Raw genomic sequence first — 25,378 nt, 5'->3', positions numbered from 1 at the left:
ATCTTCCGTTACTCTCTTGATCTGTAAGGAAAACTTCCTGTCAGGAGAGATATGTCCAGCCGTCGTGGCCGCCACACCGCCCCCAAGGTTCGACCTTCATCTGCTTTTACTGTCGCCGCAGTATCCGCTGCGTTCGGAATGACGGCCACGGCCGCTGTCGCCGCGCCTGAGACCGAGGCCGTCGCCAAGACCGTCTCCCTCGCGGCCCCGCAGGCCCCCGCCGTTATCGGTGTCAACCTTCCGGAAGACGCATCCGTTGAACTGGCCCCCATCTCGGTTGTATCCGAGGCTGCTCCCGAGCCGGTTGTTGAGGAGGAGCCCGAGGTCGAGGCCGCAGTTGAAGCCCCCGCACAGGCAGAGCCCGTGCAGGCGCAAGCAGCTCCGGTTCAGGCTGAGGCCGCTCCGGTTCAAACCCAGGCCGCCCCCCAGGCCGCGGCCCCCGCCCCCGCTCCCGTCGTTTCCTCGGGCAACCAGTCCGTCGTTGGGATCGCACGCCAGTACGTTGGCGCCCCCTATGTGTACGGTGGGACAACTCCGGCAGGCTGGGATTGCTCTGGCTTCACGTCCTATGTCTTCGCCCAGGCTGGTATCTCGCTACCCCGCTCATCGGGCGCCCAGCTCTACGCTGGCCGCGTCGTCCCCGCCTCGCAGGCACAGCCGGGCGACCTCGTCTGGTGGCCGGGTCACGTCGGCATCTACACCGGCAACGGCATGCACATTGCGGCCCGCAACCCCTCCTCGGGCACATTCGAGGGCCCGGTATACGGTAGCCCGACCTACGTTCGCGTGGGCGGCTGAGAAGAATACGAAGTAGAGAGCGGCCAGCGCTGAGCGCTGGCCGCTTCTTCGTATCCGCAACCGACTGCATATACGATCGCGCGGCGTACACCTAACTCTGCTCTTGTCTCGTTGCGTGCGCCGAAGAACGATCCGGAAAAGGTGTTGCGAGATAGGGGTCGCCTCCCGTGTGGTCGGTATCCCCGCATTGCACCTTCGTCGATGACGTTCTCGCGGACCGTGGGGCGGGTTCACTGCTTGATCATTCGGTGGGGCCGCGAGAAGCATAAAGTCCGTGGTCGTGGGCGGAAATGAGATGCGGAAAAGTGCGAAGTGAGACACGTTTATAACATTCTGTGACGCGTGTCGCGCGATTTTTCGTTGCTAACAAGCGGTTTCATTTTCTCCGCGTTCACCAGCCGAAACGCGATGTTATCGAAGCGTGACATTCCCGTTTCACTATTGTTATAGTTCTTGGAGTTCGCCCAGCGGACAGGTGTCGACCAGATGCCATGCAAACCGAAAGACGAATTAAAAAAACCCGCGGGGTCACCCGCTTGGAGAAATTTATGATCAAGTCTCAGCGTTCCGGCCGCCACGTCGCTGTTCCCGCTATGAAGCCCATGGCCGCCGGCGTTGTTACTGCCGCAGCCGCCACGACGGGCATGCTGTTTAGCGCAGCTGCACCCGCCGCCTTCGGTACCGAAGAGCAGATCGGCGCTTCCGAGCGTATCGACCTAGCCGCACAGCCTGTCGAAGAGGTTGTTGAGCAGTTCACGGTGCAGTCACCGGGCGCGGCAGAGTTTGCGCTTGACGAGGTGACAGTGACAGCGGTGGCTCCCGAGCCCGAGCCCGTTGTTGAAGAAGAGACCTTGGCCGCCGCAGAAGCCCCCGTGGCAGAGCAGGCCGCCGCACCCGCTCCGGCTCCGGCCGCGCCAGCTCCAGCCGCTCCGGCTCCGGCCGCGGCAGCACCGGCTGCCGCCGCACCAGTTGCGGCACCGGCCCCAGCTTCGGGCGTCGGCTCGCAGGTTGTTGCCATCGCACGTTCCTACGCAGGAGCCCCGTATGTCTGGGGCGGCACGAGCCCCGCAGGTTGGGACTGCATCGGCTTCGCTAGCTACGTCTACCGCCAGGTCGGTGTGTCGATTCCTGCCTCCTCCTCCGGCGCCCGCTTTGCAGGCACGCAGGTTCCCGCCTCGCAGGCGCAGCCCGGTGACCTCATGTGGTGGCCCGGGCACGTCGGTATTTACACCGGCAATGGCATGCATATCGCCGCATGGAACCCGACCATGGGCACGAAGGAAGCCCCGGTCTGGGGCAGCCCCATCTATCTACGCGTTCTCTAAGAACCGTGACGAACGGGGACCGGTCCACATGGACTGGTCCCCGTTCCGCTATGTCCCTCGCCATCGGGGAGACGTGAAGGATAAATGGTCTCGTGTGTGCTCAGATCTGGGTCAATAGCCATCTGCCGGTCCGCGCAGAGCATTCGGAAGGTAAAGTGAAGGCAAGACCTGAGAAGGAGGCCGTCATGATGCATGACAATGTTGTCGCCGTTGGTATCGATGGTTCAGAGAGATCAGATATCGCCCTGACGTGGGCGATCGAGCAGGCGAAGGCGCGGCGGGCGAGGTTGCACATCGTGACCTCGTACGAGCTACCGACGTACACGGCCCACACGTTCGAGGGAGCCGGATCGTCAATCGACTCGAGGCTGTTCGAAGCAGCGAACGAGTACCTTGACATCGCAGTCAAGCGGGCGGAACGCGCTGGAGTTGAGACATCATCGGCACTCGAGACGGGCGACCCGGCCGCAGTTCTTGTAGAGATCTCCAAGAAGGTTGCAACTGTCGTCGTCGGTTCTCGGGGGAGAGGCAGTTTCGCCGACAGGATCCTTGGCACTGTTTCTAGCGCCGTGCCTGCACACTCGTATTGCCCCGCTGTCGTTGTCCCGGAACAGTCGGCAGGCTCCTGCCTACCGATCCGTCATATTGTCGTCGGTGTCGACGGGTCGGAGGCCTCCAACATTGCCCTCGAACGGGCAATCTGGGAGGCGGAGAGGTGGCAGGCGAAGCTTACCGCCGTTGCGGCCGTCAACATGGGTTCGATCGCGTGGATGCCGGGTGCGGGATACTCGGTCGACGTTCTCGATGACGTGAGATCGGGCCTTGAGGTTGTCGTCGAAAAGGCAACGCAAGGATTTGACATCGAGGTGCGCACACATGCGCTCGAAGGCAACCCGGCTGCGCTCATGGCCGAGTTCTCAACCGCTGTCGACATGCTCGTCATCGGCACACGGGGGAGGGGCGGTTTTGCTGGCCTTCTCCTCGGTTCGACGTCCCAGGCGATACTCCAGCATTCGACCAGCCCGGTCATGGTCGTGCCTCGACGGATCAAGCCCGGTGACGATATTCCGCCCACCCCGCCGAGCGTGACAGACGTCCCGTGGAATAGGCCCGAATGAGTTCTTTCGCTAGAATGTAGGGCGTTGCCCTTGTAGCTCAGCGGAAGAGCAATCGCCTCCTAAGCGATAGGTCGTTGGTTCGAATCCAATCGAGGGCACCGCCCATCCCGGCCCAGTACGAGCATCGACTCGGCTGGGCCGGTTGTCATATCCCGCCGGATATGGCGTGCGGCGCACACTGCCGTGACCTGCGTTGACGCCGTCGCGCGAGCCAAAACCTGTGGTCGGCCATGGGGTTGTCTGGGAGAAGCCTGGCGGAAACGGCGAATGACCGCTGGAATATCGCTGTAGAAGAAAAGATTCGTCGCTCTCCGGTCGCCGTCCACTACCGTCAGGACCACACTATGACTGTGAGGCCCGTTGCAACCAGTAACGTCGCCACCCGCCCGAGGTCACCAACTTCGGCACAGACAGTCGCCCACGATCGTTGCAACCAAGGAGAGAATCATGTGGTTAACACTCATCATCATCGGAATCGTCATGGTGCTGTTCGGCGTCTTCGTCGAAGCAGCCAAGTTCCTCATCTGGCTCGGTATCGCGCTACTGGTCGTCTCTCTCGTCCTGTCGCTCGTCAGCCGCTCGCGAAGGTAGAGGCCGGTCGCTCGCATCCGCTTCACGGGCGACCACGGCTTGAAAACGCGTACTGGGATTGGCTCGCTACTCTGCGAGAAACCATCGAATGAAACTGCTCCCCAAGAAGTCTGGGCATGATGCTTCAGCCCACCTTCTGGGGAGCAGCTTCGTACATCTGTAGCGACCTCGCACGAACACTGGCCGACGAAGGGTTCGGTCAGCTCCCGCACCGATGATGCCTGTGAAATCACAGGGTGGGTATCTCGCCTTCGGCCGTGGCGGAGCGGCACTTTTGGTTACGGTCGAGAGCCGCGCGCACCGAGTGAACGTCAGGACACGGTCGGCGTCTCAGCCGGGCTGATCTAAGAGCTCTCGAGGAGGCCGACGAGTTCTCCGGGATCACGCAACGTGGCATCCGGTTCGACTGGAACAGGAAAAGGGCGTGGGGGCGCGCCAGGCACGGGGATGAGAATGGTCGCGGCAACCCCTGCTCGATGGCCGCAGAGGATGTCCCTGTCCACCCTGTCTCCCACGTACCAACAGCGGTCCGCTGTGAGACCGAGGAGGTCCGCCGCGCGGTGAATGAGTGCTGGATTGGGTTTGCGAACAGCGGCTTCATCGGAATAGACCTGGCCAAGAATGAGATGGCTAAACCCGAACTGCTCGATTGTCGCGCGGTGCACGGAGCCGCTGAGCGCATTTGATGCAACAGCCACCGGGAGGTCGTGCTCATCGCACCACTTAAGCAGGCGCGCGATCCCAGGTCGGACGGTACGTGTCACCTGCACTGTCGACACCATCTGGCATATCTCAGACTCATGGCCGACGAGGCGGTTGCGTGCCATAGCGGGCCAGTCGGCAGCCATGAAATCGTGAACGTAGGCTTCGTGGCTGATTTCCGAGGGGTCCGCCGGGCGGGACATGGCGTCCCGCCACAGCGAATACGCGGTATCTGCCGCGCTGACGTCGTCGGCGATTCGAGCGACCGACAGATCATCGGTGCGCACGAGGTCCCAAACGGAGGAGGCAACGATCCTTTGCCATCCAGCGTTCTTCCGGGAGAGGGAAATGACGCCTCCGAAATCAAGAATTAGGCCGTCCGGCCGCATAGGTACCCTTTCAGATCGCCGCCACTAACGTCAGTCTAAGCGGAGGAGTAGCGGCGCCTACGAGGCCGGGCGGGCACCGGTCTCAGCTGATGTCGGGGGCGGGCATGCCGACGTAAACGGTCTCGAGGTATTCCTCGATCCCCTCCTTGCCGCCCTCGCGCCCCATGCCCGACTGCTTCATTCCGCCGAAGGGGGCTGCCGTGTTGGAGATCGTGGCACTGTTGACACCGAGCATGCCAATCTCCAGCTTTTCAGCGAGCCGCAGGATTCTTGGCAGGTTGTTCGTGTGGAAGTATCCGGCAAGGCCGACACTATCCGCGTTGATGACCTTGACGAGTTCCCTCTCGTCGGAGAACCTCACAACCGGAGCGACGGGTCCGAAGATCTCGGTCATCATAATCTCGGACTGAGGGGCGATGTCGGTGATAACGGTGGGCTCGAAGAAGAAGCCCTCCTCGCCGATCCTCTTGCCACCCGTCGTGATCTGGGCTCCTGCCTCAACAGCTCGCTCGACAAGGCCGCTCACGTCATCGAGCTGCTGTTGGGAGACGAGCGGGCCGACGTTGACGCCCTCGTGCGTTCCATCGCCGACCCGTTGGGAGGCAAGCGCCTTCGTGAACTTTTCCGTGAACTCGTCGTAGAGGTCCTCGTGAACGAAGAAGTGGTCGGCGGCGTTACACGCCTCACCCATGTTCCTCAGCTTCGTTGCGACCGCGCCCTCAACCGCCCGGTCGATGTCGGCATCCTCGAACACGATGAACGGGGCGTTTCCGCCGAGTTCCATCGATGTGCGCAGAACGTTGGCGGATGCTTCCTGGAGGAGTGCCTTGCCGACGGCGGTTGAGCCAGTGAAGGAGAGCTTACGAAGCCGCGGATCTGCGATGAGGGGGCCGGTGATCGTCCGCGATGACGCAGATGGGATGACGGCGAGGACGCCTGCTGGCAGGCCCGCCTCGTGCATGATCTTGGCGAAGAACAGCGCGGTCAACGGTGTCTCGCGAGACGGCTTGAGGATCGCGACGTTGCCAGCTGCGAAGGCGGGGCCGGCCTTGCGGGTTGCCATCGCGAGCGGGAAGTTCCAGGGCGTGATGAAGAGACAGGGCCCAACCGGGCGTCGGACAACAATCGCCTGGAGGTGCCCCTCCGGGATTCGGAAGTAGTCGCCTCGGATCCTGTTGGCCTCCTCCGCGAACCAGCGGAGGAATGACGCCCCGTACGTGACCTCGCCGTCGGCCTGGTCAAGCGGTTTGCCCATCTCGAGCGTCATGATAAGGGCGAGGTCCTCGCGGTACGTTGTCGTCGCAAGCTCAAACGCCTTGTAGAGGATGTCAGAACGTGTTCTCGGCGGTGTCGCCGCCCAGGACTCCTGCGCTGCGACGGCAACATCGAGTGCTGCGGCGGCGTCGTCGGGCGTCGCGCTCGCGACCGTCGTGAGGACCTCGCCTGTTGCCGGGTTGTAGACGTCGAAACGCTCACCCGAGCTCGACGGCCGGAAGCCGCCGTCGATGTAAAGATCCGTGGGGATCGAGGATAGAAGTTCGTCGATTCTGGCCATGGTGACTTCTCCTTCGAAGTATGAGGGTTCTCCTCGGCATCATCCCGCAAGACCCGGAGCCTGCTGCACATTCGTGCACCTGGTCAGGGAAAGTTCGCGAGAGCAGTTTCACATGTTCAATTGACAACCATGTGGTGACACAGCATGATCATATCTCAGATCGTATACGAAACAAGATACGACCGGAGAAGAATTGAAAGAGATTCTTTCGAGAGGGAGATCTGGTCGGTTGCGAAGGAGCAGGCGTTGAACATCATCGCGGACACGCTTACACACCCGGTGGGGAAGGTTATCGCCGTCCACCTCGCGTACCCTTCCCGCGCCGAACAGCGCGGACGGATCCCGTCGGAGGCCTCCTACTTCTTCAAAGCACCCTCTTCGCTCACCGGCCCGGGTGAGGTCGTCCGCCCCGACGGTACCGAGCTCCTTGTTTTCGAAGCGGAAATCGCCCTCGTCATCGGGACCGCTGGCCGCAACATCCCTCAAGAGGATGCGTGGAGTCACGTCGGCTGGGTGACCGCGGCGAATGACATGGGCCTGCTCGACTTCAGGTCGGCAGACAAGGGCTCGAACGTTCGCTCGAAGTCCGGTGACGGGATGACCCCGATTGGTCCGCGGCTTATCGAGGCAGCCTCCATCGACCCGGCGGCGTTGCGAATCACGGCCACTGTTGACGGCACGGTCGTTCAGGACGATTCATCGTCCACTCTTCTCTTCAGCTTTGCCCACTTCATCGCAGACCTATCCCGCTTCATGACGCTCGAGCCGGGCGATGTCATCCTCACTGGCACACCGGCAGGGTCCTCTGTCCTGCGGCCCGGACAGACCGTCACCGTTGAGGTGACCTCCGAGACGGACCCGTCGATCACGTCCGGAGAGCTCACGACAACGGTCGTTGCAGGACCGGCCCTTGCCGACATCGGATCGGCGCCAAAGGCGGATGATCGCCAGCGCATCGATGCGTGGGGTAGCCGTGAGGCCGCTGGTCTTGAGCCGGCGTTCGAGTTAACTCCGAAGATCCGCGAGCGGCTGGCGAACGTCGCGGTCGCGACACTGTCGTCCCAGTTGCGGCAGGCAGGTTACCCGAACGTGTCGATCGATGGTGTCCACCCGATGACACCGGGTACGAAGCTCGTCGGTCGAGCCCGCACGCTACGTTACGTTGCGCACCGTCCCGACCTGTTCAAGGCCCACGGCGGCGGATATAACGCGCAGAAGCGCGCGGTCGATACGATCAACGAGGGCGAAGTCCTCGTCATGGAGGCACGCTCGTTCGAATTCGCGGGCACTCTCGGTGACATTCTCGCCCTGCGGGCGAAGGTGCGCGGCGCCGCCGGCATCATCACCGATGGAGCGGTGCGCGACTGGGGCCCGGTGGGCGATGTCGGTTTACCCGTCTTCGCCCAGGCCGCCCATCCGTCCGTGCTCGGCCGCGTCCACATTCCGTGGAGCGTTGACGACACGATCAGTTGTGGTGGGGTCACCGTTCAGCCGGGCGATGTCATCGTGGGCGACGATGACGGTGCCCTCGTTATTCCCCCGCACATGGTCCTTGGAATCCTCGAGGCTGCAGAACAGCAGGAGTCCGAGGAGGAGTTCATCGCCCAGATGGTATCCGAGGGCCACTCGGTCGACGGGCTGTACCCCATGAATGCAACGTGGCGCGAGCGCTACGACGAGTGGGCTTCGGCCCGCTGACCCAGACGTGATGTGACGGCGCGCGTGCGCCTGTGAGAAGGAGAGACAATGATCGACAAGCCTGCAGGGCTTCCCGAGCGAATCCAGCACTACTACGGCGGTGCGCTACACGATTCTGTGTCCGGCGAGGTCTTCGACGTCCTCGAGCCGACGACGAACCAGAACTACATAACGGCCGCCGCGGGCGGTAAGGAGGACGTCGACCGCGCTGTCGCAGCGGCGAAGAAGGCGTTCGACGAGGGACCGTGGCCGCACATGCTGCCCCGCGAGCGTGCGACGATCCTCAACAGGGTTGCCGACGAGGTGGCGAAAATCAACGATGAACTCGCCGCCATTGAGTCCTTCGACTCCGGCCTGCCGATCCGTCAGGCGAAGGGTCAGGCAAACAGAGCGGCCGAGAACTTCCGCTTCTTTGCCGACCTTATCGTTGCCCAGGTCGACGGCGCGTTTAAGATGCCGGGTCGGCAGATTAACTACGTCAACCGGAAGCCGCTTGGTGTCGCCGGCCTCATCACCCCGTGGAATACGCCGTTCATGCAGGAGTCGTGGAAGCTCGCGCCTGCCCTTGCCTCGGGTTGCACCGTCGTGCTCAAGCCTGCCGAGTTCACCCCTGTCTCCGCGAACCTTTGGGTCGACATTATGGAGAAGGCGGGTGTACCCGAGGGTGTGTTCAACATCGTCTACGGCGATGGTGCGGGCGCGGGAGATGCGCTCGTCAAGCACCCGGACACGAACCTCATTTCTTTCACGGGCTCGCTCGCCACCGGCAAGATCGTCTACGGCAACGGCGCTGAGCACATGAAGCACCTGTCGCTTGAGTTGGGCGGCAAGTCGCCCGCCATCATCTTCGAGGATGCCGACTTCGAAAAGGCTCTCGACTCGACGCTGTTCGGCGTCTTCTCACTCAACGGAGAACGATGCACCGCATCCTCCCGCATACTCGTCCACCGCTCCATTTACGACCGATTCCTCGAGGCGTACGCAGAGAGGGCGAACAAGATCGTCGTCGGGCCCCCGTCCGACCCGGTCACGGAGCTTGCCGCGCTCGTCCACCCCGAGCACTACGAGAAGGTGACGAGCTACATCGAAATCGGCAAGCACGAGGCTCGCCTCATTGCTGGCGGCGGCCGCCCGCACCACCTGCCAGAAGGCAACTACGTCGAGCCAACCGTTTTTGCCGATGTCGCACCGGACGCTCGAATCTTCCAAGAGGAAATCTTCGGCCCGGTTGTCGCCATCACCCCGTTCGACACGGACGAGGAAGCGATCGAGCTCGCGAACAACGTCGAGTACGGGCTTGCAGCCTACGTGTGGACCAACGACATCGCTCGCGCACATAACGTCGCCGGTGCTATCGAGTCCGGCATGGTGTGGATCAACTCTCACAACGTTCGTGACCTGCGCACCCCGTTCGGTGGGGTCAAGGGTTCCGGTCTGGGCCACGAGGGCGGTTACCGTTCGCTCGACTTTTACTCCATTCAGCAGTCCATCCACGTCACCCTCGGTGACGTTCACACGACACGCTTCGGTGCCACCGGGTACTCCGAAAGAGACCTCGGCCTCGGCGGACCAAGCGCCTAAGTATCCCGCTCCACGGCCTGCTGGCCGCGGACCCGACCGCGGAGGGAACCGTCCCGCCGCACCACGTTCACATCTGAGAAAGCTTGCCCGACATGGGCAGAGATTAAGGAGACTGATATGTCGAAGAAGACATTCGCCAGCCCTGACGTACCCGCTCCGGATATCCTCCGCTGCGCCTACATGGAACTGGTCGTCACCGACCTCGCGAAATCGCGGGAGTTCTACGTCGATATCCTTGGACTTGTCGTGACCGAAGAGGACGATGACGCGATCTACCTGCGGTCTTTCGAGGAGTTCATCCACCACAACCTTGTTCTCCGCAAGGGTGACACCCCCGCGGTCGCTGCGTTTTCCTACCGGGTCCGTAGCCAGGAGGAGGTCGACAAGGCTGAGGCGTACTACCAGGCCCTTGGCTGCGAGACGCGCCGCGGCGACTTCACGAACGGCATCCGCAACGCTCTGCGCGTTGTCGATCCACTCGGCTTCCCCTACGAGTTCTTCTACGAGGTCGACCACGTCGAGCGTCTCGCGTGGGCATACGAACTTCAAGGTGCTGGCGCCCTCGTCAGGCTCGACCACTTCAACCAGGTTTACCCGGACGTGCCCTACGGCGCCGACTACCTCTCTGACCTCGGTTTCCGCAAGACAGAGCAGATTGCCGATGATAACGATGTCACGTACGCGGCATGGTTTGCTCGTAAGCCCACCGTCCACGACACGGCGCTGACCGGTGGCAACGGGCCTGCGATGCACCACGTTGCGTTCGCAACGCACGAGAAGCACAACATCCTCTACATCTGCGACAAACTGGGTGCGCTGCGCCAGTCCGACAGGATCGAGCGCGGCCCAGGCCGCCACGGAGTCTCCAACGCCTTCTACCTTTACCTTCGTGACCCGGACGGTCACCGCGTGGAGATCTACACCCAGGACTACTACACGGGTGACCCGGACAATCCGACCGTCACATGGGATGTTCACGACAATCAGCGTCGCGACTGGTGGGGCAACCCCGTTGTCCCGTCCTGGTACACGGACGCCTCCCGGGTTCTTGATCTTGACGGGAACCTGCAGCCCATTGAGCGGCGCACGGAGGCGAAGGAAATCGATGTCACGATCGGAGCTGACGGTTTCTCGTACACCCGCAAGGGCGACAACGTCGAAGGATTTAAGCTGGGTGAGCAGGTCTGATGGAACAGGTGAAGCCCGAGATTGTTCTCAATGAGAAAAGGCCGGAGGACCGCAGGGTCGCAATCGGCACGCTTGTAGGGACGGCGGTGGAGTGGTACGACTTCTTCATCTACGCCAATGCGGCGGCGATCGTCCTCGCCCCACTCTTCTTCGATCCGTTCGTCGCGAGCTCGGGCGAACTGGCGGGGCGTCTTATTTCTTTCGCCACTGTCGGCATCTCGTTCTTCTTCCGTCCACTCGGTGCGGCGGTGGCAGGACACTACGGAGATAAAATCGGCCGTAAGGCCATGCTGGTTGCGACTCTCATGCTCATGGGCGCCGCGACCTTCCTCATCGGTGTCCTGCCGACGTACGCACAGATTGGTTTCTGGGCCCCTGCCCTCCTCCTTGTCCTCCGCATTGCACAGGGCTTCGCGGCAGGCGGGGAATGGGGCGGAGCCGCGCTCATGGCGGTGGAGCACGCCCCTGCCCACAAGCGCGGACTGTTCGGCGGCTTCCCGCAAATAGGTGTTCCTCTCGGCATGCTCATGGCGACCGTCGCCCTCTGGGCCGTCGACAACCTCACCACCGAGGCACAGTTCCTCTCGTGGGGCTGGCGCATCCCGTTCCTCTTCTCGATCGTCCTCATCGTCATCGGGACCGTCATCCGCCTCGGTGTGTCCGAATCGCCGGTCATGGAGGAGATCGCCGACAACGATGAGCAGGTGAGACTACCGATCGTCGAAATGTTCCGGACCTCATGGCGCCCGCTCATCCGCATGGCCCTCATCTTCATGGGCAACGGTGTCGCTGGCTACATGATCGCGGGCGGATATGTCCTGTCCTATACGGTCAACGACCTCGGCATGCAGCGGGAAACCATCCTCACCCTGATCTCGTTGACCTCCGCGTCCTGGATTGGAACGACGCTTCTTGCCGCGTGGGCCTCTGACAAGATCACCCGAAAGAAGACGTACCTCATCGGTTTCGGCTGGCAGCTCCTATGGATCTTCCCGTTCTTCCTCCTCGTCGATACCCAGAACTATGTCGTCATCGGCATCGCCCTCATCGTCCTGTCGTTCCCGCTCGGCCTGACCTACGGCCAGCAGGCTGCGACGTTCGCAGAGGCCTTCCCCGCGAAGATCCGCTACTCCGGCGCTGGCCTGGCCAACGCCATCGGTGCGATCCTCGGCGGCGCCTTCGCACCGCTTATCGCCACCGCCCTCCAGGCGAACTTCGGGACGTCGATGGCGGTCGCGGCCTACATCTTCGGAGTGACAACCATCGCCTTCATCGCGACGATCACGATGAAGGACATGACCGGACGTCCGCTCTCCATCGAGGCAGATGCTGAGCTCAACAGGAAGATCGAGGAGATCGCGGCCGAAACGGACGCTATCCCCGTCACCTTTGAGCGCGGCGCCGGCTTCTGAACCCCGTCCACCACCGTGTTCTAAACTGAGGGGCAGGCCTCAGGGCCTGTCCTTCAGCAGAACTCGGTCCTCACGAAAGTAAAAGCATGCCCAGAACGGCAGCGTCGACATCAAAATCCGACCAGGTCTATGCCACGCTTCGTACCCGCATCATCGACGGGTACTACAGTCCTGGCTACCGGCTGGTGCTCTCCACCCTCGCGGCGGAGTTCGGAGTGTCGACTGTCCCAGTTCGCGAAGCAATTCGCTGGCTGGAAGCCGAGGGGCTCGTGGAATATACACACAACGTCGGGGCTCAGGTGTCCAGGGTGGATGCCACGAGCTACGCGGAGTCGATGAGCGTTCTTGCCGTTCTCGAGGGAGCGGTCACAGCGCTGTCGGCGCCGCATCTGACGGAGGCGGACCTGGAAGAGGCGGAAGCCTACAACAGGGAGATGGCGCTCATGACGCAGGCGCCCAGCTTCGACTCCAATGTGTACCGGAGGCTCAACGGGCACTTCCATAGCACCCTGTCCCTCCGATGCCCCAACGAACGCATGCATTCGCTCATGACAACCGAGGCCGAGCGGGTCAACCGCATTCGCAGAACGTCATTCAGGTTCACGTCCAGCAGGTCGCGACTCTCCGTCGAGCAGCACGACCACCTTATCCACCTCATCCGCATAGGCGCGGACCCGGGGGAGATCGAGCTGTACGCGAGGAACCACAAGATGGCATCGATGCGTGAAGCGCTTCTGGCAGACGACGTCTAGCCAGCCGAACGCGGCCTCATCCACCTCTGCAAATGAAGGATGAACCATGAAATTCCACCACCACGGCTACGTGTCGGAAGACCCTCGTACCAGGCAACCCGCCGGTGTCGGCATCAACCGAAGCCCCGAACTACCGGACGAAATGGATGTGCTGATCGTCGGAGCAGGGCCCGCCGGCATGCTCGCCGCGGCACAGCTTTCCGTGTTCCCGGAGATCCGCGCCCACATTGTTGAGCGGCGCGTGAACCGCCTCGAACTCGGCCACGCTGACGGCGTCCAGGCCCGCTCCGTCGAAACGTTCCAAGCATTCGGATTCCGCCACGAGATCGTCGATGAGGCGTACCGGATCACGGAGACCGCGTTCTGGAAGCCAGACCCGGAGAACCCGGACCACATCATCCGTACCGCCATCACCGACGATGACCCGTACAACATCTCCGAGTTCGAACACATCATCGTCAACCAAGCCAGGGTCCTTGACTACTTCCGAGAGTTCATGGCTCGTCAGCCTTCCCGCATGGGAGTGAACTTTGGGTATGAGTTTGTCGGCCTCACGATCGACGACTCCGAGTACCCTGTCGAAGTCGAGCTGCTCGCCACGTCCGGCCCAGATCAGGGGGAGATCCGGAAAGTCCGCACCAAGTACGTCCTCGGAGCGGACGGCGCCCACTCGAAGGTCCGCAACGCCATCGGTGCGACCCATCAGGGGAAGATCTCCTACCACGCATGGGGCGTCGCCGACGTTATCGCAAAGACCGACTTCCCAGACATTCGCCTGAAGTCGATCATCAACTCCGCCAAGGGCAATATCCTTCACATCCCGCGCGAAGGTGGGTACCTGTTCCGCACCTACGTCGACCTCGGCGAGGTACCGGAGGACGACAACCACGACATTCGCAAGACTCCGCTCGATGAAATCATCCGCCGCGGCAACGCGATCATGGCGCCCTACACGTTCGACGTGCAGGACGTCGCGTGGTGGTCCGTCTACGAGGTCGGCCACCGCGTCACCGACCGTTTCGACGAAGTCGAGGATCCGAGCAGCGATCAGATGCCGCACGTGTTCATCGCTGGCGATGCGTGCCACACGCACTCGGCGAAGGCCGGCCAGGGGATGAATGTCTCCATGCAGGACGGGTTCAACCTCGGTTGGAAACTCGCACAGGTGCTGCGCGGCTACTCGTCGGAGGGACTGCTGCGCACCTACACGCAAGAGCGTCAGAAGATCGCCCAGGATCTCATCGACTTCGACCTTGAATGGTCGGGTCGGATGGCCGGCAACGACGACGGTGAGGCGATCGAGGAGTTCTACGTCCGTACCGCAGAGTTCCCGGCCGGATTTATGACCCAGTACCAGCCTGGCCTTCTCATTGCCAGCGATGCGAAGCAGGAGCTGGCGACCGGGTACCCGCTCGGCAAGCGGTTCAAGTCAGCTCGCGCCGTGCGCCGGGCTGACGCAAACGACCATCACATCGGCCACCAGCACCGCGCTGACGGCAGGTGGCGCATCTACGTCTTCGCCGACGCGGCGCATCCGGCCGAGCACTCGCGAGTCGATGACTTCGCCCACTGGCTTGGCAACGACCCGTCGTCCCCGGTCGTTCGCCACACCAAGCCGGGAGAGGACCCGGATTCGGTGTTCGACGTCAAGGTCATCTACCAGCAGCCGCACCGTGAGTTCGATGTGACGGATGCGCCGCAAGCCTTCCGTCCCGAATGTGGGAAGCACCGCGTGGAGGACTGGAACCAGGTGTATGGCGTCATCCCCGACGAGGACATCTTCGAGCTGCGCGGGATCTCCCGAGACGGCGCAGTCATTGTTGTCCGTCCGGACATGTATGTCGCTCACATTGTTGGCCTCGAGGACACGGACTCGCTCGCGCGATTCTTCGAGCCGATCTTCGATCTCAGCTAGGGCCGGGCCGCCAGGCACCGCGATAAAGGAATGCAATGTTAGACAGACACGTGATCGAGACGATCGCTGCCGAACTCGCCGAAGCAGATGGGACGAAGGAACCGGTCCGCCGGATCACTGCCCGATACCCCGAGGCGACAGTCGAGGACGCCTACGCCATCCAAGGCGTATGGCGTGACCAGCAGATGTCGTCGGGACGCAGGCTCATCGGTCGCAAGATCGGCCTCACCTCGAAGGCTATGCAGGCCGCCACCGGAATCACCGAACCTGACTATGGGGTCATGTTCGACGACACGGTGTACGAGAACGGTTCAGTCATCGACTATGACCGTTTCGTCCAGGTCCGCATCGAAGTCGAGCTCGCGTTCGTCCTCAAAGACGCACTCGAGGGACCCAACTGCACGATCTTCGACGTGCTCCGTGCAACCGAGTATGTCGTGCCGGCGCTCGAGATCCTCAACTCCCACATTGAGCTTGAGGGCCGCACGATCATCGACACGATCTCTGACAATGCTGCCTACGGAGCGATGGTGCTGGGCGGCAACCCGGTCAGCCCGGACGCCGTCGACCTTCGGTGGATTTCTGCACTCCTCTACAAGAACGAGTCGATTGAGGAGACCGGCGTCGCCGCCGGTATCCTCAACCACCCCGCCACGGGGGTGGCCTGGCTGGCGAACAAGTTCGCCCAGCACGGAGCCAGGCTCGAGGCAGGGGAGATTATCCTCGCCGGCTCGTTCACGAGGCCGATGTGGGTCCATCGCGGTGACAGCGTGCTATGTGACTACGGTCCGACGGGGACGATCTCATGCCGGTTCATGTGAACCTGCCGCCTACATTCGGTCAGGTGCTGCGGGATTCGTCCCGCACCCTGGCCGGCATGTGGGTGAGCTCAGGCAGTGCCATCAACGCCGAGATTTGTGCAGGATCCGGACTTGATTGGCTCCTCATCGACGGGGAGCACTCGCCGCTCTCGCTCGCCTCCATCCAGGCGCAGTTGCAGGCCGTTGCAGCGTATCCGGTCACTCCGGTCGTTCGCGTGCCCGTAGCCGACACGGTTCTTATCAAGCAGTACCTCGACCTCGGCGCGCAGAACCTGCTCATTCCCATGGTCGACACTCCGGAGCAGGCGGCGCACGCTGTTGCCGCAACGAGGTATCCGCCCGAGGGCGTCCGGGGGGTCGGTTCCGCGCTCGCACGTGCCGCGCGTTGGAACAGAGTGGATGGCTACCTGCAGAGAGCCAATAGCGACCATGTCTCCGTCACCGTCCAGATAGAGAGCGCAACGGCTGTCGACCATGCGCGCGACATTTGCCGGACTCCCGGGGTGGACGCGATCTTCATCGGGCCATCCGACCTCGCAGCCTCCATAGGCCTCATCGGCCAGCAGGCCCACCCCGACGTCGTCGAGAACATCCACCGTGCGATCGCGGCAGCGCGTGAGGCCGGCATCCCGGTTGGCATCAACGCCTTCGATCCAATCCTCGCCCGGGGCTACATCGATAACGGCATCGACTTCATCCTCGTCGGAGCCGACGTCGCCATTCTTGCTCGGCAATCGGAAGCGCTCGCACACACCTTCGTCGAGGGCAGTTCCGGGACGGAGCGTTCCTCCTACTGATGTCTCGCGTGCCGACGGGCGCTCACGTCGGCATGGCACGGGATGGCGAGCGGACCTCCTCCCGCCGCACATCCCCAGGTCCCCCTGCGGTTTGTCCTCTGCCGCAGGGGGACCTTCCACTTTCCGCCGAGCCCGCGACGTGCTTGAGTAGTGCTATGGCTGGGACGGGACAGATTACACAGGAAGATCGGGAGTACCTGCGACGGTGCGTGGAACTTGCGCGCAGTGCGCTCGACTGCGGTGACGAGCCGTTCGGTTCGATTCTCGTCGACCCGAACGGGCGCCAGCGGATTGCTGACCGCAACCGTGTCGCCAGCGGGGACCACACTCGTCACCCAGAGTTCGCGATCGCCCGCTGGTCGGCCGAACACCTCACACCCGAGACCCGCGCTCGATCGACCGTCTACACCTCTGGGGAGCACTGCCCGATGTGCGCGGCAGCCCACGCCTGGGTCGGTCTCGGCCGCATCGTCTATGCGGCCAGCACAGAGCAGCTCATATCGTGGAACAGGGAGTGGGGAGTTCCTCCCGGGCCGGTCGCGCCCCTTCCGATCAGCACCGTCGCCCCCGGTGTCCCCATCGCCGGGCCCGACCCAGAGCTGAGCGCCGAGGTGAAGGAACTGCATCGCCGCGCAACGAGCATGCGGTGACTCACTGCGGTTTCTGTGTGAAGATCCAGTGGTGGTTGTCCTTCTCGTCATCGCCATGACGCTTCTCGTCGCAACATCATCCGCCGTGCTCGTCCTGCTTGCCCAGAGGAAGAGGCAGAGGGCCGAAATTGCGGCGCTCTCGCGGGAGCTTAAAGCGCGCCAGAAGCGCCCGGCGATCATCTCACACGAGATCCGCACCCCTCTTGCACTAGTTCGCGGTGCCGCTGAACTGTTGGCCGAACAGACCCCGGGCCCGCTCAATGAGCGACAGGTCGACTTTGTCGAGACCATCACCGAGAACGTTCAGCAGGTGATCGACATCGCCGAGAACTTCATCTCCCAGGTCCGGCTCGAGGATGATCCCTCGATTCAGACATACGAGTTGGTCGACGTGCGTGGTGTCGTCTATGACGCTGCGCGTGAAATGAGGAGGATCACGTCCGTGCCGATCCGTGTCGATGCTCGCGGCGGCTTGGTTCCCATCTACACGGAGCCCCAGTTAATCCGCCAGCTCGTCTGGAATCTCGTAAACAACGCAATCCGCCATGCGGGCGAGGGTGTGGCTGTCATCGTGCGCATCACCCCGTCCGAGGACGGCGGGGCACTCCTCTCCGTCGGAGACACCGGCGCGGGCATGTCCGAAGCGGATCTCGAATCGCTCTTTACTCCGTTCGCGACGGGGTCCTCCCGGAGGCCGGGAAGTGGAATCGGTATGCTGGTCACCCGGAAGATCGTCGAAGCCCACGGGGGCACCATCATGGTGGACTCCGAGGAGGGCTGCGGGACGGCAGTGCTCGTATCGCTTCCGCGTGGGCGGGGCGATGAGTCGTGATCGTGGAGAGAGGGGGAGACCATGAGCAATCTAGTCGCCCTCATCGTCGATGATGAGAGACAGATGCTGTCCATCGTCGGATTTGCCCTTGAGGTCCAAGGATTCGATTTCGTCGAGGCTAGCGGCGTCACTGAAGCCTGGCGGATTCTCTCTTCGCGTCACATCGACATTGTCGTCCTCGATGTCATGATGCCGTCCGGATCCGGCATCGACCTCGTCACACGGATCCGAGCCTCATCCAACAACGTGCCCATCATCCTTCTGACTGCTCTGGGCGGTGAGCGAGATCGAATCAAGGGTCTCGAGGCGGGGGCCGATGATTATGTGACGAAGCCGTTCAGTCCGCGTGAACTCGCTCTCCGAGCGCAGGCGATCGTTCGCCGGTCCCAGCCGGTGGAGGGTCGGGACCGGCTCGAGCACGGTCCTCTTTCTGTCGACCTGCAGGCCATGGTCGCGTACTGGCAGAAAAGTCGTATTGACTTGTCCGCGACGGAGACCCGTGTGCTGCTCGCTCTGGCACGACGAATCGGTGACATCGTCAGCCACCGGGAGCTCCTCAACGAGGCATGGGCGACAACGGAGAGCGCAGGTGGCCGGGAGATGGTGAAGACGACGATCTACCGGTTGCGCAGGAACCTCGCCTCATCGGGTGCGGTCGGTGCTCATATCGAAGCGCACCGTGGCCTCGGCTACAGCCTGACCATCGGTCCGTCCGGAGACGCCTGATAGGGCGTGCGAGAACGTTTGGTGACACGGCTGTGACCGAGTGTGACCCCCGCCCGTAGCCCTGTCACCAGCACGTTCGCAGAATGGGACATGACGGCGCCGTCGACGAAGATGCGATGGCGCATGACCAGGGGGAATTTCATGTCTGACAAGAATCGAGCGAGCCTCGGCGTGCTTTCTGCGCCGCCTGCGGCCGCACGCGTACCAGAGTCCGAGGTTGAGCCGCTGTTCAAGCGCATGCGGCGCCAAGCGTTCCTCGGAATCTTCTTCGGCTACGCAGGCTTCTATCTCATCCGAAACAACGTGTCGATCGTCTCCGCGGTCCTTAAGGAGAACGACGTCCTCGACGCGCTCGGCCTCGGCATCGTCGCCAACGCAGTCCTGTTCTCGTACGGCCTGTCAAAGTTCTTCATGGCGATGCTGTCGGACCGGGCCAACGCCCGCTACTTCATGCCGCTGGGCCTCGCGCTCTCGGCAATCGTCAACCTTCTTATCGCGTTTGTGCCGGTTCTTTCCGCATCCGTCGGCGTCTTCGCCGCCATGATGTTCCTCAACGGCTGGATGCAGGGCATGGGATGGCCGCCATCCGGCAGGGTCCTCGTCCACTGGTTCTCCACCAACGAACGTGGCTGGATGACGTCGATCTGGAACTGTGCACATAACGTGGGCGGCGCGGGCGTCGGCATTCTCTCGGCATGGGCGTTGGATCGCTTCGGCTCATCCGATGCTGACTGGACTCCGGCGTTCTGGGTTCCGGCACTCGTCGCCCTCGTCGTCGCACTCTTCGCTTTCGTCACCATCCGTGACCGTCCGGAGGCTGTCGGCCTGCCGACGATTGAGGAGTACCGCAATGATCCGGCCAAGGTTGAGGTCACACCCGACGAGGACGGCATGTCGTGGAAGGAGACGCTATTCAAGCATGTTCTGACGAACCGTGTCATCGTCCTCCTCGCCCTGACGAACGTCTTCGTCTACACGCTGCGCTACGGAGTCCTCAACTGGATTCCCGTATATCTGACCGAGCAGATCCATGCAGCAAACATCACCGACGGCATCATCGGCTTTGCGATCTATGAGTTCGCTGGCATCATCGGCACTCTCCTTTGCGGCTGGATGTCTGACAAGGTGTTCAAGGGGTGGCGCTCCGGTGCCGGACTCGTGTTCCTCGCGGGAGTCGGCGTGGCGCTCGCGCTCTACTGGCTTGTCCCGCCCAGCGCGCCTCTGTGGATCTTCTACGTCCTTATCGCCGCCATCGGCGGCCTCATCTACGGTCCTGTCATGCTCATCGGACTCCAGGCAATTGACCTCTCTCCGGTCCATGTTGCGGGTACCGCGGCTGGCTTCACGGGACTCTTCGGATACCTTCTGGGAGCATCTCTCGCGTCCACGGGAGTCGGTGTACTAGTCAAGTACTTCGGTTGGGATGTGACATTCATGGCGCTCCTCGGCATCGTGGTCCTCTCCCTCGTCTTCATGTGGATCGTCGGCAGGGACGAACGCGCAATGATGGACGCACGGGAAGCGAAGCTCAACGAGGACACTATCGTCTGAGATGGACGGGTCGCCGTATCCGCCGGTTCCTGGGCTGGGAACCGGCGGATACACTTGTCCCGATATGAGACGGTCCCGCTGGTGGTCAAAGATGGCGCCCCGCATCGCCGCGGGGACTGTGGTGGGCGTCACGGTGCTCGGCCTGGTCACACTCGAGCAGCTCGACTCCCCGGAGCTCGTCGTCCTCTGCTCGAACAACGTTGACTCCTGCACGGCGGTCGTAGCGCGATACGAGCAGATTGCCGGATCGAGAGTGACGATTGTGCGGATGCCGACGACGGAGGCCCTCGCCCGCATTCGAGTGCCGAAGGAGGCTGGCGAATTCGATGTGTGGATGGGCGGCCCCGCAGAGGCGTACACGATTGCAGCCGACGAAGGCCTGCTCTCACGTGCAGAAGTTGAGAACGCGGACAGCATTCCAGGCAATCTCCGTGATCCCGACGGACGCTGGTACGGCATCTATGGCGGTATTCTCGCCTTTTGTGCGGCAAGTGACGTCGCAGCGCCGACGACGTGGGATGACCTCGTCGCCGCCGGCAGCGGCGAACGCGTCGTCGTTCCGAATCCGATGACTTCCGGCACGGCGTTCACGATGCTCTCCGTCCAATTCGAACGGCTCGGCTCTCTCGACGCCGCCATGGACTACATGTCGCGGCTCGACTCGCGCGCAGCGACCTATACGGACTCGGGAACCGTCACAGCACATGTCGTCGCGTCCGGCCGTGCCGGCATCGGCGTCACTTTCGGACCCTACTGCGAGACGGAGAACGAGCTCGGCCGCGACGTGCGGACAATCTATCCGCGTGACGGCACCGGCTTCGAGGTCGGAGCGATTGCCATTCTTCGGGAATCTTCTGCGCCGGATGAGGCGGGGCGCTTCGTCAGCTTCACGATCTCCGCCGAGGGACAACACATCGGTGCTGAATCGTCTGGCCAGCTGCCGGTGAGCGCCAGCATCCCCGGCAACCTCAACGCACGGCTGGACGCCCTCGATGTCACGGTCTTCGGGCAGGACATCGATGCCGCGGGCAAGAGGCGGGCGAGTCTGATCGCGGCATGGGCAGAGAAAGTGCGACATGGCGCGTATTAGCACTACCCTCATCGCATTCTTGGCGCTCATCATTCTGCTCGCCGCGGTAGCGAGCGGTGAGCATGACGCGGTAGCCCGCACAGCGCAGTCGAGCATCGCAGCCAGCACGGCGGCCTCTGCCGCGGGCGGGATGCTCTCCTTCGCACATCGCCTCGGCGGCAGATGGCGATGGATCATCGCGTTCGGAGCCTGCATCCCACTGGCGATCCCGGCGACAGCTATCGCAACCGCACTCATCCAGAACCCGTTCGCCATGGATCCTTACGGTCCTGCCGTTATCATCGCCGCTCAAGCAATCGCACATCTGCCGATTGCATTTCTCATTCAGGCGGGCGCGCTCAACTCGGTGCCCGACGATCTCCTCATGGCTAGCGCCACGCTCGGTGTGTCGCCTGGCGCAACGGTCCGCCGAGTTTTGTGTCGACCGTGGCTCCGCTCGTTCTGGGTCAGCACCGCCCTCACGGCACTCATCATCGCCAGCGACCCGTCCGTCACACTTGTCTATGGTGGAACTGATTCCTATCTCGCCTCCCACATATTCCGGTCGATGAGCACAGGCATGACGGACGACGTCGGGCCGAACGTGGCCGCGCTCGTCATCCCGGCAATCCTCCTCGCCGGTCTCCTATCGAGGCGCGCGGGCAACTGGATCGACATCCAACATAAGGTTCGACGGCGCAGCCCGGAATTCGTCAGTTCTCAATTCGTGTGGCGGCACCGGCTGCTCATTGCCGTCGTCCCACAGCTCATCGTCGTCGCCGCCATCGTCGGCACCATCGTCGCAGGGGCTGTGGGCGCCAGCCATGTGGCATCCGGCAGCCTCATCAACACGACCCTGGCGGTCCTCATCATCGCTGTTCCAGCGGCACTTGTCTGCGGGCTGTTGACGGCAGTGCTGGCCGGGCGTGGGGGAGTCGTTGGCTTCACGGTCACCGCTGGACTGCTGGCGACTTTCCTCCTCTCGCAAACTGCCATTGGCATGATGCTGTCAGCGCTGTTCCGAGATTCGACGTCGATCTGGATTGTCACCTTCCCGTCCCTTGTTGGCGGCGGGTCGGTCGCCGGCGGCTATGTCGCGGTCGGCATCGCATATCTCACCGTCGCGGTCCCGATCGCCCACGTCGGCTTCACTGTCATGTTGCGCAGCACACGAGACCTGTTCGACGCCGCGCGCGACGCGGGCGCGGACAGCGTTCGCGCCGGGGTCACGCTCCTCCCGGTCCTCGCCCCCCAGATCGTCGCCGTCACCGCCCTCGTGTCGGGGATTATTCTCACCCGGACGGCGCCGATCACATTCGTTCAACCACCTGGTTTCGACACGGCGTCGACGAGCCTAACCGCGCTCGCAGCAGCTGGTTGGGACGATCGAGTTTTCGCCATGAGCCTGATGACGGCCTCAGTCGCCGGCGGTCTTCTCCTCCTGGCAGTGGGAAGCGGAGTCCTGTTCGGCCGTGGCATGTGGAGCGGTTCGCCGCGCACCAGAGAGACGACGGGAGTGGCATGAGTGGCTGGGACGAGGGTCATGAGGGCCTGCACATCGAGGAGCTGACAGTCGAGTTCGATCGACCCATCATCCGCGATCTCACGCTTACCGTACCCCGGGGCACCATCCTCTCTCTCGTCGGCCCATCCGGGTGTGGGAAGACCACCCTGCTCCGCACGATCGCCGGTCTCAACAGATCCACGGGCGGCCAGATCGTCATCGACGGCGAGGACGTGACGGACCTGCCGGCGCAGCGCAGGCAGACCGGCCTCGTCTTCGAGGAGCCGACACTCTTCCCTGGCAGCGTCCGGGAGAACATCGCCTTCGGTCTGGATGATGCTCGGATGAGTGAAAGGCGCCGCGACGATCTCGTCGACATCGCGATGGCGATCATGAACATCACCGGGCTTGCGGGCCGGATGCCGCACGAGCTGTCAGGCGGCCAGGGGCAGCGGGTCTCGCTGGCCAGAACCATCGTGCGCCGACCGCGCGTGCTCCTCCTCGATGAGCCGGTCGCGCATGTCGAAGTTTCCCTCCGACAAGCCATCCATGCAGATATCCAATCCCAGGTGACGCGCATGGGGATGAGCGCCATCTACGTGACACACGATATCGACGAGGCGTGCATGGTCGGGGACAGAATCGCCGTCATGAATGAGGGACGCATCGTGCAGGTCGGGAGACCCCGTTGGGTGTACAACCGCCCAGCCTCCCGCTTCGTTGCGAACTTTATGGGGGTCGACAACATCATCCCTGGCGTCGCAGATACACCGAGCGGCGAATACGTGAAGGTCGCAATGGGACGACTGTCCGTTAGCTTGCCCTGTGCCGAAGACGTCAGACCCGGACCAGTCACAGTCGTTGTCACTCCGGAATCGATTGTCCTTCACGATGGTCATCGCGCGAGCGCCGTCGAGCCGGAAGGGCAGGTCATTGCGGCGGGATTCGCCCGCTCACACATGGTCTACCACGTCGAAACGAACATTGGAACGCTCGTCGTTAGAGAACCCGCTACACACGAGCCGCGTGCGATCGGCACAGCCGTCACCGCCGCAATTCAGGGCGGTTGGGTGATCTGACGGTGCCGACAGAACGCACCTGCGGCCGGCCGAGTGTTCTCATCGACTCGCCGCGCACATGGCAGGATGGGGGCGTGGTCGAGATGACGGAAGACGAGTTCGAGCAGGCTGTCGCGGATGCTCTCGACATGGTGCCGGACGAGCTCATGGCGGCGGTCGACAATGTTGTTGTCCTCATCGAGGACGAGCCGCGGCCAGACATGGTCCTGCCTGGCGAGCGCGACGAGAACGGGCAGGCGCAACTTCTCGGACTGTACGAGGGTACGGCGCTGACGGACCGCGATGATGGGTGGGCGGGCGCCCTGCCCGACACGATCTTCATCTTCCGGGGCCCACTGAGCCGTTTCTGCGACACCCGCGAGGAGCTCATCGACGAGATCGCCGTGACCGTTATCCACGAAATCGCCCATCACTTCGGGATTGACGACGAGCGGCTCCACGAGCTTGGCTGGGCCTGAACCTCCAGCGGAGTAGGGATTCTTCTGGGAAAGTGGAGGCATGGACCTCACCCATATCATTGCAGTCGGAGAGCCCCGCGCAACGATCCTCATCCTCCACGGATATGCGGAGCACGCTGGGCGGTACTCATCACTCACGGAGACGTTCGCCGCGGCGGGGTATGACGTGTTCTTCTACAATCAGCCCGGCCACGGCGGAACAGCGGGGCCAGCCGCACGAGTCGACGTCGGCCAGCTCATCACCCTTCACCGCAGGGCACGAGCCGCTGTGATGCAGCGGATGAGAACGGACAGTCTCATTCTGTTCGGTCATTCGATGGGTGGCATTGTCACCGCGTCCTCCGCTCTCATCGATCCCTCCGGCCTGGCGGGAGTCATGCTGACGGGGCCCGCATTCCGCCCCTATCCCGAGCTGCCGTCCCCGATCGCCCGCGCTGGATATCGGCTCGCCTCCTACCTGCCCGCACTCCCCGTCGCCACAATCGACCCACAACTCACGAGCCGCGACCCGGAAGCAGTCCGTGACTACGTGGAGGACCCGCTCGTCTTCCACGGGCCGGTCTCGCTCTTATCGGGTACGTCGATGGCGGTTCACGGGCGCAGAGCGCTCGACAATGCTCACCGGTGGGATAGGAGAGTGCCGCTCTTTATCGCCCACGGTGAGGCGGACGCCATTGCCAACGTCGATGGATCACGTGAATTCGCGGCTGCCGTGCGGCTCGCTGGCGGCGTAGCCGACTTCGTGCCGGTGGCGGGCGGCTACCACGAGATTATTCGAGATCCCGGCCGTGACCTGCTCGAGCGTCAGATGATCGAGTGGCTCGATCTGCACATACCGCACGCGCGCGCTTCAGTGAACTGAGCCTG

The 25,378-nt window shown here is 62.8% G+C and carries 23 protein-coding genes and 1 tRNA gene; 22 read left to right on the top strand and 2 right to left on the bottom strand.

Annotation, left to right across the window (positions count from 1 at the left end; translation table 11 throughout):
- The first annotated feature begins 51 nt into the window (after positions 1-51).
- The 5 genes from H7E91_RS06645 to H7E91_RS06625 all read left to right on the top strand — a co-directional run bounded on the left by H7E91_RS06645 (position 52) and on the right by H7E91_RS06625 (position 3,832).
- Positions 52-798, top strand: a complete 747-nt coding sequence (locus tag H7E91_RS06645; protein ID WP_182354316.1) for a C40 family peptidase — start codon at positions 52-54, stop codon at positions 796-798.
- A gap of 548 nt (positions 799-1,346) precedes the next feature.
- Positions 1,347-2,123 (top strand): C40 family peptidase, encoded by a 777-nt coding sequence (locus tag H7E91_RS06640; protein WP_182354315.1) that lies wholly within the window; start codon positions 1,347-1,349, stop codon positions 2,121-2,123.
- A 185-nt stretch (positions 2,124-2,308) separates the two neighbouring features.
- Positions 2,309-3,241, top strand: coding sequence for a universal stress protein (locus tag H7E91_RS06635; RefSeq protein ID WP_182354314.1), 933 nt, complete (start codon positions 2,309-2,311; stop codon positions 3,239-3,241).
- 26 nt (positions 3,242-3,267) lie between these two features.
- Positions 3,268-3,339: transfer RNA gene (locus H7E91_RS06630), tRNA-Arg, on the top strand.
- Between the two features lie 349 nt (positions 3,340-3,688).
- On the top strand, positions 3,689-3,832 hold the full coding sequence (locus H7E91_RS06625; RefSeq protein ID WP_182354313.1) for a hypothetical protein: 144 nt from the start codon (positions 3,689-3,691) through the stop codon (positions 3,830-3,832).
- Positions 3,833-4,176: 344 nt separating this feature from the next.
- Here H7E91_RS06625 and H7E91_RS06620 read toward each other — a convergent pair whose 3' ends face one another.
- Positions 4,177-4,923: an HAD family hydrolase gene (locus tag H7E91_RS06620; RefSeq protein WP_182354312.1), complete on the bottom strand. Its 747-nt coding sequence runs from the start codon at positions 4,921-4,923 to the stop codon at positions 4,177-4,179.
- 82 nt (positions 4,924-5,005) lie between these two features.
- Positions 5,006-6,478, bottom strand: coding sequence for an NAD-dependent succinate-semialdehyde dehydrogenase (locus tag H7E91_RS06615; protein ID WP_182354311.1), 1,473 nt, complete (start codon positions 6,476-6,478; stop codon positions 5,006-5,008).
- 144 nt (positions 6,479-6,622) lie between these two features.
- Here H7E91_RS06615 and H7E91_RS06610 point away from each other — a divergent pair, with 144 nt between their 5' ends.
- From H7E91_RS06610 to H7E91_RS06530, 17 genes are all read left to right on the top strand, one after another.
- Complete coding sequence (locus H7E91_RS06610; protein ID WP_182354310.1) at positions 6,623-8,176, top strand: fumarylacetoacetate hydrolase family protein; 1,554 nt, start codon at positions 6,623-6,625, stop codon at positions 8,174-8,176.
- Positions 8,177-8,224: 48 nt separating this feature from the next.
- A complete protein-coding gene (locus H7E91_RS06605; protein WP_182354309.1) occupies positions 8,225-9,757 on the top strand; it encodes an aldehyde dehydrogenase in 1,533 nt (510 codons plus the stop codon).
- Positions 9,758-9,874: 117 nt separating this feature from the next.
- The gene (hpaD, locus tag H7E91_RS06600) at positions 9,875-10,945 is read left to right on the top strand and encodes a 3,4-dihydroxyphenylacetate 2,3-dioxygenase (RefSeq protein ID WP_182354308.1); all 1,071 of its coding nucleotides are present in this window, start codon (positions 9,875-9,877) and stop codon (positions 10,943-10,945) included.
- Positions 10,945-12,357: an MFS transporter gene (locus H7E91_RS06595; RefSeq protein ID WP_182354307.1), complete on the top strand. Its 1,413-nt coding sequence runs from the start codon at positions 10,945-10,947 to the stop codon at positions 12,355-12,357. Before hpaD ends, H7E91_RS06595 begins: the two co-directional genes overlap by 1 nt.
- A gap of 86 nt (positions 12,358-12,443) precedes the next feature.
- On the top strand, positions 12,444-13,109 hold the full coding sequence (locus H7E91_RS06590; protein WP_182354306.1) for a GntR family transcriptional regulator: 666 nt from the start codon (positions 12,444-12,446) through the stop codon (positions 13,107-13,109).
- 46 nt (positions 13,110-13,155) lie between these two features.
- The gene (locus H7E91_RS06585) at positions 13,156-15,024 is read left to right on the top strand and encodes an FAD-dependent monooxygenase (protein ID WP_182354305.1); all 1,869 of its coding nucleotides are present in this window, start codon (positions 13,156-13,158) and stop codon (positions 15,022-15,024) included.
- A gap of 35 nt (positions 15,025-15,059) precedes the next feature.
- Positions 15,060-15,845 carry a 2-oxo-hept-4-ene-1,7-dioate hydratase gene (gene hpaH, locus H7E91_RS06580; RefSeq protein WP_182354304.1) on the top strand — a complete coding sequence of 262 codons (786 nt, stop codon included), beginning with the start codon at positions 15,060-15,062 and terminating at the stop codon, positions 15,843-15,845.
- On the top strand, positions 15,830-16,642 hold the full coding sequence (locus tag H7E91_RS06575) for an HpcH/HpaI aldolase family protein (RefSeq protein WP_182354303.1): 813 nt from the start codon (positions 15,830-15,832) through the stop codon (positions 16,640-16,642). Before hpaH ends, H7E91_RS06575 begins: the two co-directional genes overlap by 16 nt.
- Before the next feature lie 155 nt (positions 16,643-16,797).
- Positions 16,798-17,292 (top strand): nucleoside deaminase, encoded by a 495-nt coding sequence (locus H7E91_RS06570; RefSeq protein WP_182354302.1) that lies wholly within the window; start codon positions 16,798-16,800, stop codon positions 17,290-17,292.
- A 28-nt stretch (positions 17,293-17,320) separates the two neighbouring features.
- Positions 17,321-18,124 carry a sensor histidine kinase gene (locus H7E91_RS06565; protein ID WP_338401752.1) on the top strand — a complete coding sequence of 268 codons (804 nt, stop codon included), beginning with the start codon at positions 17,321-17,323 and terminating at the stop codon, positions 18,122-18,124.
- Between the two features lie 21 nt (positions 18,125-18,145).
- Positions 18,146-18,850 (top strand): response regulator transcription factor, encoded by a 705-nt coding sequence (locus H7E91_RS06560; protein WP_182354301.1) that lies wholly within the window; start codon positions 18,146-18,148, stop codon positions 18,848-18,850.
- Positions 18,851-18,991: 141 nt separating this feature from the next.
- Positions 18,992-20,401: an MFS transporter gene (locus H7E91_RS06555; RefSeq protein WP_182354300.1), complete on the top strand. Its 1,410-nt coding sequence runs from the start codon at positions 18,992-18,994 to the stop codon at positions 20,399-20,401.
- 64 nt (positions 20,402-20,465) lie between these two features.
- Complete coding sequence (locus H7E91_RS06550) at positions 20,466-21,491, top strand: extracellular solute-binding protein (protein WP_182354299.1); 1,026 nt, start codon at positions 20,466-20,468, stop codon at positions 21,489-21,491.
- Positions 21,478-22,995 (top strand): ABC transporter permease family protein, encoded by a 1,518-nt coding sequence (locus H7E91_RS06545; RefSeq protein ID WP_182354298.1) that lies wholly within the window; start codon positions 21,478-21,480, stop codon positions 22,993-22,995. Before H7E91_RS06550 ends, H7E91_RS06545 begins: the two co-directional genes overlap by 14 nt.
- Positions 22,992-24,053: an ABC transporter ATP-binding protein gene (locus H7E91_RS06540; RefSeq protein ID WP_182354297.1), complete on the top strand. Its 1,062-nt coding sequence runs from the start codon at positions 22,992-22,994 to the stop codon at positions 24,051-24,053. The genes H7E91_RS06545 and H7E91_RS06540 overlap by 4 nt, the downstream gene beginning before the upstream one ends.
- Positions 24,054-24,136: 83 nt before the next feature.
- Positions 24,137-24,511: a metallopeptidase family protein gene (locus H7E91_RS06535; RefSeq protein WP_182354398.1), complete on the top strand. Its 375-nt coding sequence runs from the start codon at positions 24,137-24,139 to the stop codon at positions 24,509-24,511.
- Between the two features lie 40 nt (positions 24,512-24,551).
- Positions 24,552-25,373 (top strand): alpha/beta fold hydrolase, encoded by an 822-nt coding sequence (locus H7E91_RS06530; protein WP_182354296.1) that lies wholly within the window; start codon positions 24,552-24,554, stop codon positions 25,371-25,373.
- Positions 25,374-25,378 lie beyond the last annotated feature (5 nt).

Source organism: Flaviflexus huanghaiensis, assembly GCF_014118685.1.
Classification (GTDB): domain Bacteria; phylum Actinomycetota; class Actinomycetes; order Actinomycetales; family Actinomycetaceae; genus Flaviflexus; species Flaviflexus huanghaiensis.
This window is presented reverse-complemented; position numbering and strand designations above follow the sequence as displayed.

What these genes read in the sequence shown, in the direction of transcription:
- H7E91_RS06645 (WP_182354316.1), top strand. Translation starts at nt 52, where the DNA reads ATGTCCAGCCGTCGTGGCCGCCACACCGCCCCCAAGGTTCGACCTTCA.
- H7E91_RS06640 (WP_182354315.1), top strand. Translation starts at nt 1,347, where the DNA reads ATGATCAAGTCTCAGCGTTCCGGCCGCCACGTCGCTGTTCCCGCTATG.
- H7E91_RS06635 (WP_182354314.1), top strand. Translation starts at nt 2,309, where the DNA reads ATGATGCATGACAATGTTGTCGCCGTTGGTATCGATGGTTCAGAGAGA.
- H7E91_RS06625 (WP_182354313.1), top strand. Translation starts at nt 3,689, where the DNA reads ATGTGGTTAACACTCATCATCATCGGAATCGTCATGGTGCTGTTCGGC.
- H7E91_RS06620 (WP_182354312.1), bottom strand. Translation starts at nt 4,923, where the DNA reads ATGCGGCCGGACGGCCTAATTCTTGATTTCGGAGGCGTCATTTCCCTC.
- H7E91_RS06615 (WP_182354311.1), bottom strand. Translation starts at nt 6,478, where the DNA reads ATGGCCAGAATCGACGAACTTCTATCCTCGATCCCCACGGATCTTTAC.
- H7E91_RS06610 (WP_182354310.1), top strand. Translation starts at nt 6,623, where the DNA reads ATGATCATATCTCAGATCGTATACGAAACAAGATACGACCGGAGAAGA.
- H7E91_RS06605 (WP_182354309.1), top strand. Translation starts at nt 8,225, where the DNA reads ATGATCGACAAGCCTGCAGGGCTTCCCGAGCGAATCCAGCACTACTAC.
- hpaD (WP_182354308.1), top strand. Translation starts at nt 9,875, where the DNA reads ATGTCGAAGAAGACATTCGCCAGCCCTGACGTACCCGCTCCGGATATC.
- H7E91_RS06595 (WP_182354307.1), top strand. Translation starts at nt 10,945, where the DNA reads ATGGAACAGGTGAAGCCCGAGATTGTTCTCAATGAGAAAAGGCCGGAG.
- H7E91_RS06590 (WP_182354306.1), top strand. Translation starts at nt 12,444, where the DNA reads ATGCCCAGAACGGCAGCGTCGACATCAAAATCCGACCAGGTCTATGCC.
- H7E91_RS06585 (WP_182354305.1), top strand. Translation starts at nt 13,156, where the DNA reads ATGAAATTCCACCACCACGGCTACGTGTCGGAAGACCCTCGTACCAGG.
- hpaH (WP_182354304.1), top strand. Translation starts at nt 15,060, where the DNA reads ATGTTAGACAGACACGTGATCGAGACGATCGCTGCCGAACTCGCCGAA.
- H7E91_RS06575 (WP_182354303.1), top strand. Translation starts at nt 15,830, where the DNA reads ATGCCGGTTCATGTGAACCTGCCGCCTACATTCGGTCAGGTGCTGCGG.
- H7E91_RS06570 (WP_182354302.1), top strand. Translation starts at nt 16,798, where the DNA reads ATGGCTGGGACGGGACAGATTACACAGGAAGATCGGGAGTACCTGCGA.
- H7E91_RS06560 (WP_182354301.1), top strand. Translation starts at nt 18,146, where the DNA reads ATGAGCAATCTAGTCGCCCTCATCGTCGATGATGAGAGACAGATGCTG.
- H7E91_RS06555 (WP_182354300.1), top strand. Translation starts at nt 18,992, where the DNA reads ATGTCTGACAAGAATCGAGCGAGCCTCGGCGTGCTTTCTGCGCCGCCT.
- H7E91_RS06550 (WP_182354299.1), top strand. Translation starts at nt 20,466, where the DNA reads ATGAGACGGTCCCGCTGGTGGTCAAAGATGGCGCCCCGCATCGCCGCG.
- H7E91_RS06545 (WP_182354298.1), top strand. Translation starts at nt 21,478, where the DNA reads ATGGCGCGTATTAGCACTACCCTCATCGCATTCTTGGCGCTCATCATT.
- H7E91_RS06540 (WP_182354297.1), top strand. Translation starts at nt 22,992, where the DNA reads ATGAGTGGCTGGGACGAGGGTCATGAGGGCCTGCACATCGAGGAGCTG.
- H7E91_RS06535 (WP_182354398.1), top strand. Translation starts at nt 24,137, where the DNA reads ATGACGGAAGACGAGTTCGAGCAGGCTGTCGCGGATGCTCTCGACATG.
- H7E91_RS06530 (WP_182354296.1), top strand. Translation starts at nt 24,552, where the DNA reads ATGGACCTCACCCATATCATTGCAGTCGGAGAGCCCCGCGCAACGATC.